This window comes from Paraglaciecola sp. IT1134, assembly GCF_058068185.1.
On sequence record NZ_CM176486.1, the window covers coordinates 670,719 to 684,702 of the forward strand.

11 protein-coding genes and 1 pseudogene are annotated in these 13,984 nt (G+C 44.0%); 6 read left to right on the forward strand and 6 right to left on the reverse strand.

All coding sequences use genetic code 11. The features are described 5' to 3' along the window. Positions 1–68: 68 nt before the first annotated feature. Positions 69–246: pseudogene (locus AC3RV5_RS03055) on the forward strand (sodium/substrate symporter small subunit); the annotation flags it as partial. Here AC3RV5_RS03055 and AC3RV5_RS03060 read toward each other — a convergent pair. Further along, entirely contained in the window at positions 178–327 is a 150-nt protein-coding gene (locus AC3RV5_RS03060) for a hypothetical protein (RefSeq protein WP_489732243.1), read from the reverse strand. The pseudogene AC3RV5_RS03055 and the gene AC3RV5_RS03060 sit on opposite strands and share 69 nt — an antisense overlap. 207 nt (positions 328–534) lie before the next feature. On the opposite strand from AC3RV5_RS03060, the gene AC3RV5_RS03065 reads away from it, so the two are divergent. From AC3RV5_RS03065 to AC3RV5_RS03080, 4 genes are all read left to right on the forward strand, one after another. Continuing rightward, a complete protein-coding gene (locus AC3RV5_RS03065) occupies positions 535–2,370 on the forward strand; it encodes a DUF294 nucleotidyltransferase-like domain-containing protein (RefSeq protein ID WP_489730514.1) in 1,836 nt (611 codons plus the stop codon). A gap of 84 nt (positions 2,371–2,454) precedes the next feature. Further along, positions 2,455–3,096, forward strand: a complete 642-nt coding sequence (locus AC3RV5_RS03070) for a 3'-5' exonuclease (RefSeq protein WP_489730515.1) — start codon at positions 2,455–2,457, stop codon at positions 3,094–3,096. A 251-nt stretch (positions 3,097–3,347) separates the two neighbouring features. Next, positions 3,348–4,517 carry a tetratricopeptide repeat protein gene (locus AC3RV5_RS03075; protein ID WP_489730516.1) on the forward strand — a complete coding sequence of 390 codons (1,170 nt, stop codon included), beginning with the start codon at positions 3,348–3,350 and terminating at the stop codon, positions 4,515–4,517. Between the two features lie 65 nt (positions 4,518–4,582). Then, complete coding sequence (locus AC3RV5_RS03080) at positions 4,583–5,521, forward strand: M28 family peptidase (protein WP_489730517.1); 939 nt, start codon at positions 4,583–4,585, stop codon at positions 5,519–5,521. Here AC3RV5_RS03080 and AC3RV5_RS03085 read toward each other — a convergent pair. From AC3RV5_RS03085 to AC3RV5_RS03105, 5 genes are all read right to left on the reverse strand, one after another. Next, a complete protein-coding gene (locus AC3RV5_RS03085) occupies positions 5,482–6,321 on the reverse strand; it encodes a 2OG-Fe(II) oxygenase family protein (protein ID WP_489730518.1) in 840 nt (279 codons plus the stop codon). The two genes, AC3RV5_RS03080 and AC3RV5_RS03085, sit on opposite strands and share 40 nt — an antisense overlap. 120 nt (positions 6,322–6,441) lie before the next feature. Continuing rightward, entirely contained in the window at positions 6,442–7,650 is a 1,209-nt protein-coding gene (locus AC3RV5_RS03090) for a NupC/NupG family nucleoside CNT transporter (RefSeq protein ID WP_489730519.1), read from the reverse strand. Positions 7,651–7,699: 49 nt separating this feature from the next. Next, the gene (udk, locus tag AC3RV5_RS03095) at positions 7,700–8,323 is read right to left on the reverse strand and encodes a uridine kinase (RefSeq protein WP_489730520.1); all 624 of its coding nucleotides are present in this window, start codon (positions 8,321–8,323) and stop codon (positions 7,700–7,702) included. 250 nt (positions 8,324–8,573) lie between these two features. Continuing rightward, positions 8,574–9,503, reverse strand: coding sequence for a hypothetical protein (locus AC3RV5_RS03100; protein ID WP_489730521.1), 930 nt, complete (start codon positions 9,501–9,503; stop codon positions 8,574–8,576). Beyond that, positions 9,493–10,383 carry a PhnD/SsuA/transferrin family substrate-binding protein gene (locus tag AC3RV5_RS03105; protein WP_489730522.1) on the reverse strand — a complete coding sequence of 297 codons (891 nt, stop codon included), beginning with the start codon at positions 10,381–10,383 and terminating at the stop codon, positions 9,493–9,495. The genes AC3RV5_RS03100 and AC3RV5_RS03105 overlap by 11 nt, the downstream gene beginning before the upstream one ends. A gap of 396 nt (positions 10,384–10,779) precedes the next feature. Between AC3RV5_RS03105 and AC3RV5_RS03110 the strand changes: the two genes are divergently transcribed. After that, entirely contained in the window at positions 10,780–13,941 is a 3,162-nt protein-coding gene (locus AC3RV5_RS03110) for a TonB-dependent receptor (protein WP_489730523.1), read from the forward strand. The last annotated feature ends 43 nt before the right edge of the window (positions 13,942–13,984 follow it).

Sequence of the window (13,984 nt, forward strand, 5' to 3'; positions counted from 1 at the left end):
TCTAAGACCATGGTCTAAACATAAGGCTAATTAATTAGCATTATACTAACCTGAGCGTGGAATAGAAAATGGCGTTTAGAAACGAGCAGGATAAAAAAAGCCTATTGGCGGAAAAACTTAGCCTTGATGGCTAAATTGTCGGTGGTCTGGTTTGTAGTGTCATTCGGTTTTGGCATTTTACTGGTTGATGTGGTGGATCAAATTCAATTCTTCGGTTTCAAGTTGGGTTTCTGGTTTGGTCGCCGCTGGTGGTCTAGCTGCAGTGTTGTCTACTTCTGCAGGTTTGCTGTTGGTCATCTCAACCTCGGTATCCCATGATTTGCTCAAACGCAATCTGATGCCAGATATCTCAGATAAAAGGAAATTGTTTTTCGCCCGGCCAACAGTGTCGGGTGTTTTGTCGTTTATGCTGTTATAACTGCCCCAGTTTTATATAACACAAAAATTAATCCACATTGCCTGACCGTTCTAGGGGTAAAATAGTCCTAGATAAGGTTTATTTACCACGTTTTCAATGGCCAGATGAGAGAGTTTGTGACCCATATACCCCAACAAACATTAGAGTTTTTAGGTTCATCCGCTCCTTTTGATTTACTCGATGGTGAGGCATTAAACCGTCTCGCGGCTTCACTTACTGTGGCTTACATCAGCCAAGATGATGCTCAGGTTATACTTGAGCAGCAACGTGGCTCGCTATTTCTGATCAATAGCGGGCAATTCTCAGTGAAAGATTCCCCTGAGCCGGAAAGGCACTTAAGTGAAGGGGATTATTTTGGCTGCGGAAATGTGTTACACAAAGACGATCACAGTATCTCCGTGAAAGTAGACAGCCCAGGCTTAGTATATTGCATTCCTGCTAAATCCTTTGATTGGTGCGTAAAGGCTCAGCCCAGCATAGGCAGCTTTTTTCGCAACTACAGTGCAGAAGAGATCCACAGTGAACACGTGGATGATTCTAAATCTATGTGGTTGTATAAACCTGTTCACGAAGTGTTAACGGAAGGGGTGATCAGTGCAGATATCCACAGCAGTATCTTGGTTGGCGTGCAGAAGATGGCCAAACACAGTGTTTCTTCCTTGGTGATAACCGACAATCAACTCTTAGTGGGGATCATCACTGACCGAGATATACGCAATAGGGTGGTGGCGCAACAAGTCGATATCGAACAGCCACTGAGTAGTATTATGACCGCTAATCCAGTGAAAATAACTCATCAACTGACCTTGTTTGATGCGTTATGCATTATGACAGAGCACAACGTTCATCACTTACCGGTAATAGACAACGACAGTGAAATGCCTTTGGGCATTTTAACCGCGACCGATATGATCCGCCATCAACGCAGCAATGTGTTGCTGCTGATCAATGAGCTGTCCAAGGCGAAATCCCTGTACGAGTTGTCTCGGCTGTCCTGGCAGTTACCCCATTATTTTGCCAAACACGCAAAACGTTTGGGGGATTTTGATATAGCCGGCAAGGTGTTATCCCAAGCCACCGATATCATGACGCGTAAATTGATCGCTTTTTTTCAGCAGCAGCATGGCGATGCACCAATGGATTATTGTTGGTTAGTATATGGCTCACAGGCAAGAGAAGATCAGAACATGGGCTCGGATCAGGATAACGGCTTGCTGCTCGCCACAGAGCCGGACGAACAGGCGTCGGAGTACTTTGCAAATTTAGCTGAATATGTGTGCCGGGGTCTGGATAAATGTGGCATCAAACTATGTACCGGCAATATTATGGCCAGCAATCCTTTGTTACGATTGTCGGTAGCCCAGGCTTTAAAAGAAGCAGAAAGTTGGGTACAAGAACCCACCCCCCAGGCCATTTTAAACTGCAATATATTCCTCGATGTACGAGCCGTGGCCGGTAATCCCCAACTGCTGACAAAATTGCACCAGGGGCGGGCGCCGCTATTTAAACAATCCCGCTTTCTGGCAGCGCTGACCAGGCATGCCTGTGAGTCCAATGTGCCTTTGTCGCTGTTTCAAAAATTTTCCTACAAAAAAGGCTTAGCCAAAAAAGACTGTATTGATTTGAAAAATAGTGGGGTCGCCATTATCAACAATTTGGTCAGGGTTTATTCTCTGGCCAATGGTCTGACTATGCCCTCTATCCCCCAACGGTTGGAAAGTTTACTGGATAACTCGGAGCTATCGAGCAAAGACGTGAAAAACTTGCGGGATATTTGGCTACTGCTCAATAGGTTGCGCTGGCGTCACCAAACCCAAAACAAGGTCACAGACAACTATCTGTCTATGGGAGATTTGTCGTCCATCGAAAAGTATCAATTGAAAGAAGCCTTCAGGGTGATCCGCCGAACGCAACAGGCCGCTTTGTTTAAGTTTGCTGGAGGATTAGGTTAAATGCATGAGGCAGTCAGGCTTGTATGGCGAAAATTCAATCGATGGCTACGGCCACATAGGGCTATTCCAGTGCATTGGCTGGAGATGCGATTAGCAGACATTCCTTTTTTGTGTATCGATTTAGAACTCACTTCATTGAATTTGGCCGAATCCAAAATTTTATCTATCGGCTGGCTTGAGGGCAGGGGCAATCAAATCAAATTAGACAGTTGTTTTTATCGACTGGTATCCACCAAGGCGTCCTTGCATCAAAGCCCGGTGTTCCATGGGTTGACGGCACAAGATATTGCCCAGGGCGAACCAGTACGCCAAGTACTGGAAAAGCTCAAAGGTTATGCCCAAAGTCACATCTGGGTGTTTCACTGTACGAGTCTTGACATGACCATTCTACGTAGAGTTTATGCTGAACTGGGAATATCGTTACCCACGATAGTGACCTTGGACACCTTAACATTTGGTTTGTACCAGTTAACCCGACATTTGCGACCGCCACCACCTAATGCTGTGGTATTGCCTGTGTGTCGGGCGCGCTATAATCTGCCAGCCGTGCCCGCTCATAATGCCCTGGATGATGCTATGGCTACACTGGAATTGCTCTTTGCTCAAATCCAGAAATTTGCCCCCGGTCCCCAAGAAACCTTAGGGAATCTGCGTATAACCGAAGCTGTGCGTGTCTATCATGCAGCAGACGATGAATTGCTTAAAGCAAACACCCCACAAAAATAGCCAGAATCGCCCCAATCATCCTGGAATCTTGGCCGTGTATTGGGTTATCCCTAAAATTCACCTGGGTACTCATTTGCCGCCAGTTGCGCTTTGTTTAACAGGGCATTTTGATACAGCTGTTGTTTAAAATATTCATCTGAAAAGTGGCGGGCATTCTTGTTAATAAAATGTTGCAAATGATCGGGCTTAGGAGTAGCAAACTGCGGATTTCCAAGCTAACGTAATAGAGAGTGTTAGACAGGAGAAGCAGTATGTGTAGTAAACCGTCGTACCTTAAACTCACCATTACGCTGGTAGCTGTATTTTTTTTGGCAGCTTGTCAAAGCCCCCCACTAATTGCCCAGAAGCCCGGACAGGTCTTTTATGACGGGGCATTTTCAAACGCCGCTGACATCAATATTGAAACTGAACAGCAAGTATTTGCCCTTAACCAGAATGCCAAAGATTATGTCAGGAAGACCGTTGCTCGATTTGACGATCCCATTGAAAAAATGGAAACACTGGCACACGGTATATTCGATCGCCTGGACTTTAACTTGCTTTACCGTGGTGACGCCAATACTACTGCCAGTGAAACGTTTGAAAACCGGGCGGCCAATTGTTTGTCTTTATCGATCATGACTTATGCCCTGGCCCGTGAAGCGGGTTTTGATGTGCGTTTTCAAGATATAGAGATTCCGGAGTATTGGACCAGGCGTGACGGTATAAGTCTATTAAATGGTCATGTTAATTTGGAGATCGTGCCGCGTTCCACCAACAACTCGGTTTATTTTACCAATCGCGGCTATCAGGTCGATTTTGATCCCCAAACGATTAGGGCCCGCTTACCAAAAAAATATATCTCTAAACAGTTGGTATTAGCCATGTTTTATAATAACAAGGGCGCCGATGCCCTATTGCAACACGACTTCAATAGGGCCTACGCTTATTTCACAGCGGCCGTGAAGCTTGAACCCCAATTTGATTCCGGATGGGTAAACCTGGGTTTTTTGTATCGCCTAAAAGGTTTATATGAGGGGGCAGAAAGGGTCTATGCTCATGCGCTAAACCTGGCTCCCGACAATTTAACAGCCTGGGAAAATCTGGCCTATCTGTATACTTATACCGGCAGATTAGAACAGGCGGATGTTATCTTGGCTCGTGTAGAAAGCAAACGTCTGGACAATCCATTTTATCATCTGGATCTCGGAGAGCGGGAATTCGACAATGGCAACTGGCAAATTGCCCTGGAGCATTTCCGCCGGGCGTTAGTATTAAATGATCGACACCCAGAGATATTTTTTGCTTTGGCTAAAACCTATTATCGGCTTGGCGAATTGCAGCGCACCGAACATTATTTAAAACTCGCTAAACGCACAGCTCAGAGTCTACAAGATAAAGATAAGTATCAGGGGAAATTAGACTTATTGAGTCGTTCCTGAGAATAAGCTGCTGGTTAGGATGTCTGGTTTGCATTGGGCAAAGTTACGCCAGCACGGCAGATTGTGTGTATACCCACAGCAGCCCGAAGCTTAATCCCGGTATGTTGTGGCAAGATATCTCAGCCCTGGCCAGTGATGATATGCAAGGACGAAAAACCGCCAGCCTGGGTGCAGAACGAGCACGTTCTTATATCAGCACCCGCTATCAGCAGATTGGCCTTGAAGATTTTCCTACTTCTGGGGCACCAACACACAGTGCCTATGTACACCCATTTAAAGTAAAAAGTGGATGGTCAGAGGTTTCTGGCAGCAATGTGCAAGGCTGGCTTGCGGGCGACAAGTACCAAGAGCGCTATATTGTGGTGACAGCCCATTATGATCACCTAGGCAAAAGCTCCAGGGGGATCTTTAATGGCGCCGATGACAACGCATCCGGAGTCGCGGCTATGTTGGGTATGGCTGAGTATATGGCGCTATACGGTAGCCAATATTCAATCATTTTTTTGGCTACCGACGCAGAGGAAAAAGGTTTGTATGGCGCCAAAGCGTTTTTAGCCGCTCCGCCGGTACCCCTCGAATCAATTATTCTGAATCTGAACCTCGACATGCTGGCTGAGGGGGGCAGACGCAAAAGGTTATATATCACCTCGTCCCGGGGGCACACAAACTGGGATGAGGTAATTGAGCAGCTAATAGCCAGTGACGATAGGTGTTTGGTCAAAGGGCATAGAAACCATGTGCGCAGCCAACTAAATCATAAAAATATCAACTGGCGTAAATCCAGTGACCATGCGGCTTTTGCCAGTAAAAATATTCCCTATCTATTTGTGGGAGTGGGTGATCATCACCGTTATCACACCGAAAATGACACCATAGCCCGCATAAACCCTGTTTTTTTTACTTACGCGGCAGAAACTGCTTTGTCATTGTTGCTTAAAGTAGATTCACGGGTGCCTGATACCCATCAAGCTACCCCTAACTCTCTGAGTCGTTCAGCCAAATAGCTTTTGGCGGTGTGGCGCTGTGACAATACAACCTCAGGACGAGGATGCAAAAATAAAGGCAGTGAAATTCTGGATTTAGTCTGATCCGCTCCTTGTGGGTTAATCACTCTGTGAGAGGTTGAGGGGAAGTATCCACCTGAGGCTTCTTGCAACATATCCCCAATATTCACTATCAGGTTACCAAAGTCACAGGGCACATCAATCCATTCATTGTTTGTGCCTTTAACTTGCAGCCCAGGTTCGTTGGCTGAAGGCAAGATAGTCAATAAATTAATATCTTCGTGCGCGGCGGCCCGTATGGCGTCAGGCTCTTCGCTGCCGGTAAGGGGCGGGTAGTGTAAAATGCGCAATAAGGTTTGATCGCTGTCGGTCGCCATACCGGATAAGGGTTGGCTATATAGACTGGCCACTTCTGCTGGTGAGTATTTTTCCACCCAGGATAATAACTGAGATGCCAGCTTATTTGCCGCGTTATAATAATCTGCCAGTTCTTGTTTTAACGCTGGCGGGCATTTACCCCAGGGGTAATAATGAAAGTATTCTTTGATATCTTTCTTCTTAAAACCTTTGGCGGTTTCTGATACTTTGGTTGAAAAGAAGCCATCATGGCTTTGCTGGTCAAAAGCATATTGCCACTTTTCTTCACTGTTGAAAAAATCCTGCCAGTTTTTATAAATACTGGTCACTGAGGATTGTTCAATGGGATGATTTTTCAGTACGCCAAAACCCGTTTGGCGTAAAGACTCGACAAATTGTTGATCTGCATCGGGTGCTAAATAATCGACTGCGAGCAATTGCATAATATTCTTTCCTATGTATCGTGGTATTTGAATGCATCGCGAGCTTCGCTAAGCGCTCGAGCAAAGTGCATTCCTTTCATCTGGTAATATTAGGATAGCCAAATTAGACCAATCCTTTACCTAAAGACTTAAATATAAACCTGCTAAGGCGGCACTCATCAGGTTTGCCAACGTTGCGGCGAATACTGCTTTTAATCCTAATTGGGCAATCTCTTTTCGTCTACTCGGGGCTAATGCACCAATTCCACCCATGAGTATTGCGATAGATGAAAAATTAGCAAAACCACACAACGAAAAGATCACTATGGCCTGGGTCTTCGGCGAAAGCTCAGACTGGTACTTTAAAAAGTCGACGTAAGCGACGAACTCGTTTACTACCATTTTCTGACCGATAAAACTTCCGGCGATATTCGCTTCATCCCATGGCACGCCTAACGTCCAGGCCAGAGGTTGGAACACATAACCCAGGATCATTTCAAAGCTAAGGCTTTGAGCACCGAAAAAACCGCCCGCCCAGCCAATGATGCCATTTAATAAGGCAATTAGGGCAATGAAGGCTAACAACATGGCACCGACGTTCAGGGCTAGTTGCATACCAGCCGCAGCGCCGCTGGCGGCGGCATCAAAGATGTTGGCATATTTGTCTTCATCGTTACTGATCTCAGTCAGCTCGTTCTTAAACTCCTGAGTTTCCGGCATAATAATTTTGGCCATTAGCAAGCCCCCTGGGGCAGCCATAAAGCTGGCTGCCAACAAGTATTTTATCTCCACACCCATGCCGGCATAACCCGCCATGACCGAGCCTGCGATAGACGCAAGGCCACCGACCATAATGGCAAAGAGTTCCGAGCGTGTCATATGCGGAATAAAAGGCTTTACTACCAATGGCGCTTCGGTTTGGCCAACAAAAATATTGGCTGCTGCTGACATGGATTCTGGACGACTGGTTTTAAGTGCAAATTGTAAAAAACCACCGATAAGGCGAATGATCCAGGACATTATACCTAAATGGTAGAGCACGGAGATAAGGGCGGAGAAAAAGACGATAACAGGCAGTACATTAAAGGCAAAGATAAACCCCAGGGACTTGTTACCCACGTTACCGAAAATGAAATCAATGCCGACCTGGCTGTATTCAATAATATTTTTTACATAGACTGTCAGGCCTAACAAAAAGTCTTTACCCGGTGGGAAATACAGTACCAGTGCGCCGATAATTGCTTGAATGGCGAAAGCCCCTCCCACTGTGCGCCAATTAATCGCCTTGCGGTGCGACGACAATAAAATCGCCATAATCAAAAGTACGGCAATGCCGAGTAAACTTATCATCTTAATTCCTTGTTATTATTATTATATGGCCGTCATTTTCGGCCAGTAGTCAGAGCAAGGTCTGTTGAATATGGGATTTAATCACATCCAGGGCGATACGGTTTTTACCGCCCTGGGTGACAATAACGTCTGCGGTAAAGCGACTCGGCGCAATAAACTGATGATACATGGGCTTGACCGTTGATTCGTATTGCTTAGCTACAGAATCTAAAGTTCTGCCTCGTTCGGCTATATCGCGTTTCATACGGCGTAACAGGCAAATATCCAAGGGTGTATCAACAAATATTTTAATATCGAATAAGGGCTGTAATTGTTGATTGGCTAACAACATTATGCCTTCGATAATGATCACCGGCGCTGACATTAACTTCTCAGTCTGCGCAAGGCGTGTATGTGTTTTGTAGCAGTAGTGAGGATAATCAATCGACTGCCAGTTTTTTAATGCTTGTAAGTGTTCAACTAACAATTCATGTTCGAAAGCCTTGGGATGGTCATAGTTGTTTTTTTCACGCTCCACCATGGGCAGATGGTCTTGAGCGCGATAATAATGATCTTCCCTAAGAATTTGCACGGCTTTACCATCTTCAGAAAATTCTTTTAATAAATTTTCTGTAAACAATGATTTACCAGAGCCTGAAGCACCGGAGATAGCGATAACGAGAGGGGCAGACATACTACTCCGAATAGTTAAAAATGAGATGAGTGGAAAGATACCAGCGAACCGCTATAAAGTCAGTTTTCAGGTGATATTTCGCCTGTATTTTTAAGGCACGAACTGGAAATACCCATGTCTGAGCGCTAAATTTGGCTATCCGGGAATAAATTACGATTAATTGACCATTTGGTCAAGTTTTGTGTGAGTATTTGTTTAACGTTTTGTTATTCAGTTGTAAGTAAGGGGCGCAGTGACCATTTGTCACCATTTATCTACCGATAAATTCAACCCGTAGGGGATCATTGTTGGCCAAGGCATAATTATGCATTTTTGAACGTGAACCTTCACCTTGTGCCTTGGGAGGATAAAAGAGTTCTCTAGCCTGCACGTGGTGTTGGAATACCTCGTCCAGCGAGGAGCGGATTTCACTTAAGGTTTTATCCAGGTTGGCCCCGAAATCCGGACGTTTGCGTTTAGTATGGCCGAGTTCTATCAGGCGGTAGAAGTACTTATTAGCAATCTGCAATAGTTCTTCTGGTACCTCATTATTATGGCGCAAACAGGCGGTATCATTTTCTAAGCAGTAGTCGACCAAGGCTGCGTAAAAGCAAAAGGGTTTGTTGGGTAACGTAATGACAGTGTTGTCAGCGCCGTATTGAATGGATTTGTCTCGCAGATTAATGACAAGTTTACCTGGTTCAGGCGTTATTTCCTCGGTCTTCGCGGCGGCGCAGGCCTTTACTTTATTGGCTCTACTGTAACTGAGCAATACAATCAACAATGCCATAAAAGGAGCATACAGGTTTAGTTGGTTCAATAGGGGAGGGTTAATGTGAGTCAATTTCAGCTCTATTTGCTGATCTGTAGTGTGCAAACTTCTGCTCAACTGTTCACCTTTGATAGGATCCGCAGCGGCTATTCCTTGAATACTATGTAGATATACACTGGCCCGCAGAGACGTTAACGCGGCATTTATTTGCAAGATATAATTTTGCACAGAAGCGTTATCGGCGACTGTCTTAAACCTGAGATTAGCCAGGCGTAGCTTGGGTAAATCTAAAGCCACCCGCGTTTCTATATTGGCAATAAAACTGTCAGTATTGATTTTGCTTTGTAATCCCTGACCGGCCCCAAAAGCAAGTTGAAAGCCCAGCCATAAGACAATAAAAATGCCAAGCCACCCCAGATTATTCTTCATCGTCGGTGCTCTGGTCGGGCGGGGTGTGCAGTGTACAGTGACTCGGTGATATGCGTAACTGGCTATAGTATTCTGACTGGGTTTCGGTGGCTAAACGTAACAATGATTTTTGAATGTCGCACAGCAGATCGGTATTTTCAGTCGCCATCTTTAAATACCATTTGCTACCACTTATCTTGGTTTGGATAGGCGTGATGTAATTTACCGAAAAACGCTTTTCATCCTGTACCTTCCAAAATGATGAGATGATGTCTACCTTACCTGACGCCAATAAGTCGCGTAAGGCGTCATGGGAATTGACATAGATGATATCCATATTCTCATCTAAAATACCCAGTTCATGTAACATGCCTTTGGGTACTATATGGCCTGAGCGGCTACTGGGGTAATCCAATAAACCTAATTTTTTACCCCATAGGTACTGCTTATTCAGCTGGGGTTTTTCTTTTAGCGAGATCAGGTAAGTCGAGTAGTCTTGGTACTTTGCCACGACTTGGTAGCCGTGGGTCACCTGGGCAGCGAAGGCTAACATCACGTTTTCTTTGACTAAAGCCAGATCCGCTATACCTTTACCTACATATTGGGTGATTTCTTGCTCATTGTGGCTCCAATGCACCTCGACTTTGCCAAATTGGCGATCGATGACTACATTTTCACACAAGGCCGACAAGAGTCTGTTGGCCATGGCTTCATCGGTGATAAAAGCGACAAAAACATCATTGTTTTTAACCGAGTTGGTTTCACAAACCTCTGATTCTGAAATTAAATTGCTTAATTGGAAAATTTTTATTTGCGTGTCATTTTTGCCAATATACCAGCTCAAGATCAGCGATATGCCAATCAAACTTGGTATTATGCCTTTGGAGAGCTTTGCTTTCATGATTGACACGGATGTTCTATGTTTTTACTTATTGTATTGATTTGACCAGTTAGTCTTACTTATTGCAACAGGTAAGTTTATTTGATGATTCTAACCCCTTGTTATTTAATTATTATTAATAAGAAGTTATGAATATCATTAAGGGGTTTTTATTTGGTGGATATTGTTCACACTGGAGAGGTGAAAATTTGCAGCGCTACTTATAACAACAACCATACGCGGCAATTTTTACGTGTTAGTACTCTCAGTGTTTTAAAGCAGGCAGGGATTTTTTGACCATTTAGTCTGATTGGTTAGCTATTGGTCAATACGGTAATATAATTGCAACAATAAACTAAAATAATAGCTGCATAATAAAGTCAATTTACTATTCACAACACTTAGGAAACACACATAATGTTAAGAAAAACCAAGCTTAATAGCATCGCTATTGCCGTTGCCATGTCATTGGGCATGTCAACCGCGGCGTTTGCTCAAGAAACCTCTTCAAGTATCGGCGGTACCGTACTGACTGAAAGTGGCCAAGTAGTCTCTGATGCTACAGTTACTATTACTGATACACGAACCGGTAGTGTGAAGGTTATTGAAACTAACGAAACTGGCCGCTATAACATGCGGGGTATGCGCGTAGGTGGCCCTTATACTATTGAAGTTAAAGATAAATCAGGTAACAGCAAGACCGAAGAGAATGTTTTTCTAACCTTAGGTGAAACAAAAAGCCTGAACTTAGACTTCGCCTCTGAGCAAGAAAAACTCGAAACCATCACCGTTAGTGGCTCTTTTACCAATTCTTCATACGGGTCATCTGGTCCGGTAGCCAATTTCGGCCTGGACGACTTAGAATCAGCCCCGGCCATCAATCGGGATATTAAAGATTTAGTTCGAATCGACCCACGTATATATATTGATGAAGCCTTCAGTGATGGTATTCAATGTGCTGGCGCAAATTCTCGTTTTAACAGTTTGACCCTTGACGGTATTCGTACCAACGACAACTTTGGCCTTAACAGCAGCGGTTATCCAACTATACGTATTCCGTTTTCCTATGATTCAATCGATCAGGTTGCCGTTGAGTTAGCTCCTTTCGATGTGCAATATGGTGGATTTACTGCGTGTAATATCAACGCTGTAACCAAATCCGGTGAAAATGAATGGCATGGCGGGGCATTTTACGATTACACCAATGATTCGTTGCGCGGAGATGAGTTAGAGGGTGACAAACTTAACTCAGGTAAGTTTAATGAAAAGCGCTACGGATTTAACGTTGGTGGTGCACTGATCGAAGATAAGCTTTTCTTTTTTGGATCATATGAAAAGTTAGAGGGTGCCACATTATTTGACCGTGGTGCAGCAGACTCTAACCAAGCGGTTCAAGTGTTGGGTGTTTCCCAGGCACAACTAGACCGTATCGAGCAAATTGCCAACAATGTATACGGCTACAATCCAGGCGCATTTGCGACCAGTATCCCCGTTGAAGATGAAAAAATCATGGCCAAATTAGATTGGCAGATAAATAACGACCACCGGGCATCTCTCGTATACAACTTTAACGACGGTAATATCATTAATGAGTCGGATGGCGACTCAGATGAATATGAATTTTCGAATCATTATTATGAACAAAAAGGCGAGTTGGAATCATACGTTGCGTCAGTTTATTCAGATTGGAGCAACAATTTTTCAACTGAATTACGCCTTGGTACTTCTGATTTTGTGGCATCAGTGAAGCCACTAGGGGGAACCGATTTCGGTGAAGTTCAAATTTCTACTGAAAATAATGATTCACGGGCGACTGTCTACTTGGGAGCTGATGACTCTCGTCATGCCAATAAACTTTCATACAGCACCGATACTATGAAATTGGCAGGTACTTATACTGTGGGTGACCATGTCATCACCGGTGGATATGAGTTTGAGAGCCTAGATGTATTTAACTTGTTTGTTCAAGAAGCTGAAGGAGAGTATCGTTTCGGGTCTATTGATGATTTTGAAGCTGGCACGCCGTTCCGTATCACCTATGAAAACGCAGCTGTTACCAATAATGTAGACGATGCTGCCGCCAAGTTTTCCTATGATATTAATACTGCTTATATCCAGGACGAATATTACTGGCTTGACCAGGATATGACCATTACTTATGGTTTGCGTTACGATTGGTATAAAAGTGATGATTTACCCCCAGAAAACCCGTTTGTCGAAGAAACTTACGGCTTCTCAAACCAGCAAAACCTAGATGGCGTTGATTTATTACAACCCCGTTTAGGTATTAATTGGATGTTGAACGAGCAAGTAGAAGTGCGCGGTGGATTTGGTCTTTATTCAGGGGGTAATCCCAATGTTTGGCTGTCAAACAACTACTCCAATAATGGTGTGATCCAGGTAGAGCGTCAAGACCGTACAGGTAGATCTGTTTTTGATATGGATTTTACTGGCGAAGGTCGTCCAATCTATGATATTCCGCAAGAGTTATTCGATGGCGTTGCTAGTGGCACAGCATCAAATAGCGGTTTGAATTTCCAGGATCCGGATTTTGAGATGCCATCAGAATGGAAATATGCAATAGGCGGTACATATACATTCGAAAATGACTATGTATTGATGCTGGATTATTTGTATTCTAAAAAGCAGAATGCGGCAATCATCAGCGATGTCTCACGTGTATTGACAAGCGATACAGCCCCTGACGGTCGTCCTATTTACACCAGCAATGGTCGTTCGCAAGATTACTTGTTAACAAATGTAGACGGTGATTCTGGTAACTCTACCTCTATCTCAGTGGCAGTAAGTAAATCCTATGAATTTGGTTTGGATGCGTCATTAGCTTATGCTTACACAGATTCATCTGAAGTTAGTCCGATGACAAGTTCGGTAGCATTTTCTAACTACACAAGTACAGCAGTTAGGGATCCGCAAAACCCTGGCATCGCTACCTCAAACTATGAAATCCCTCACCGGTTTACAATGAGTTTGTCGTATAAACATGAGTTTATGGATGGTTACGACACTAGTTTTAGCCTGTTCGGTACGGCTAATGAAGGTCGTCCGTTTAGTTATACGTTTGACAATCAAGATAGAAACGACGGTGATAACTTTATTAACGATGCTTTTGGTCAAAGCGACAGCAATGATCGCCAGTTGGTTTATATCCCAACCACAAGTGATGCGAGTGTTATTTATGGTGATGATTTTGATTTAGACGCATTTAATGCGTTTATCGACTCAGAAGGTCTGACTCGCGGTGAAATCATGGATCGCAACAGTGTAAACAGCGATTGGTGGGTTAAGTTTGACGTTAAAATCAGTCAAGAGTTTGCTGGTTTTTACGAAGGGCATAAAGGAAGCGCGTTTGTTGTTATTGAAAACCTTGGCAACTTGTTAAACGATGATTGGGGCGTGTTAAAAGAAGCTTCATTTCCTCGCCAGCAATCTGTTGTTGATGCATCAATCAATGATTCAGGACAATATGTATATAATAAATTTATTGTTCCTGCGGGACAGAGCAGAGTGGCTGATGCGTCACTTTGGGAAATCCGTGCTGGGGTTAAATACACTTTCTAATAGTATTAAACTTTAAATTGAAAGCCGGCTCTTGTAGCCGGTT

Bases quoted from the DNA above. Each gene is read 5' to 3' on its own strand.
- udk (WP_489730520.1), bottom strand. From the start codon at position 8,323: ATGTCTGCCCCTCTCGTTATCGCTATCTCCGGTGCTTCAGGCTCTGGT.
- AC3RV5_RS03070 (WP_489730515.1), top strand. From the start codon at position 2,455: ATGCGATTAGCAGACATTCCTTTTTTGTGTATCGATTTAGAACTCACT.
- AC3RV5_RS03100 (WP_489730521.1), bottom strand. From the start codon at position 9,503: ATGAAGAATAATCTGGGGTGGCTTGGCATTTTTATTGTCTTATGGCTG.
- AC3RV5_RS03105 (WP_489730522.1), bottom strand. From the start codon at position 10,383: ATGAAAGCAAAGCTCTCCAAAGGCATAATACCAAGTTTGATTGGCATA.
- AC3RV5_RS03085 (WP_489730518.1), bottom strand. From the start codon at position 6,321: ATGCAATTGCTCGCAGTCGATTATTTAGCACCCGATGCAGATCAACAA.
- AC3RV5_RS03110 (WP_489730523.1), top strand. From the start codon at position 10,780: ATGTTAAGAAAAACCAAGCTTAATAGCATCGCTATTGCCGTTGCCATG.
- AC3RV5_RS03075 (WP_489730516.1), top strand. From the start codon at position 3,348: ATGTGTAGTAAACCGTCGTACCTTAAACTCACCATTACGCTGGTAGCT.
- AC3RV5_RS03090 (WP_489730519.1), bottom strand. From the start codon at position 7,650: ATGATAAGTTTACTCGGCATTGCCGTACTTTTGATTATGGCGATTTTA.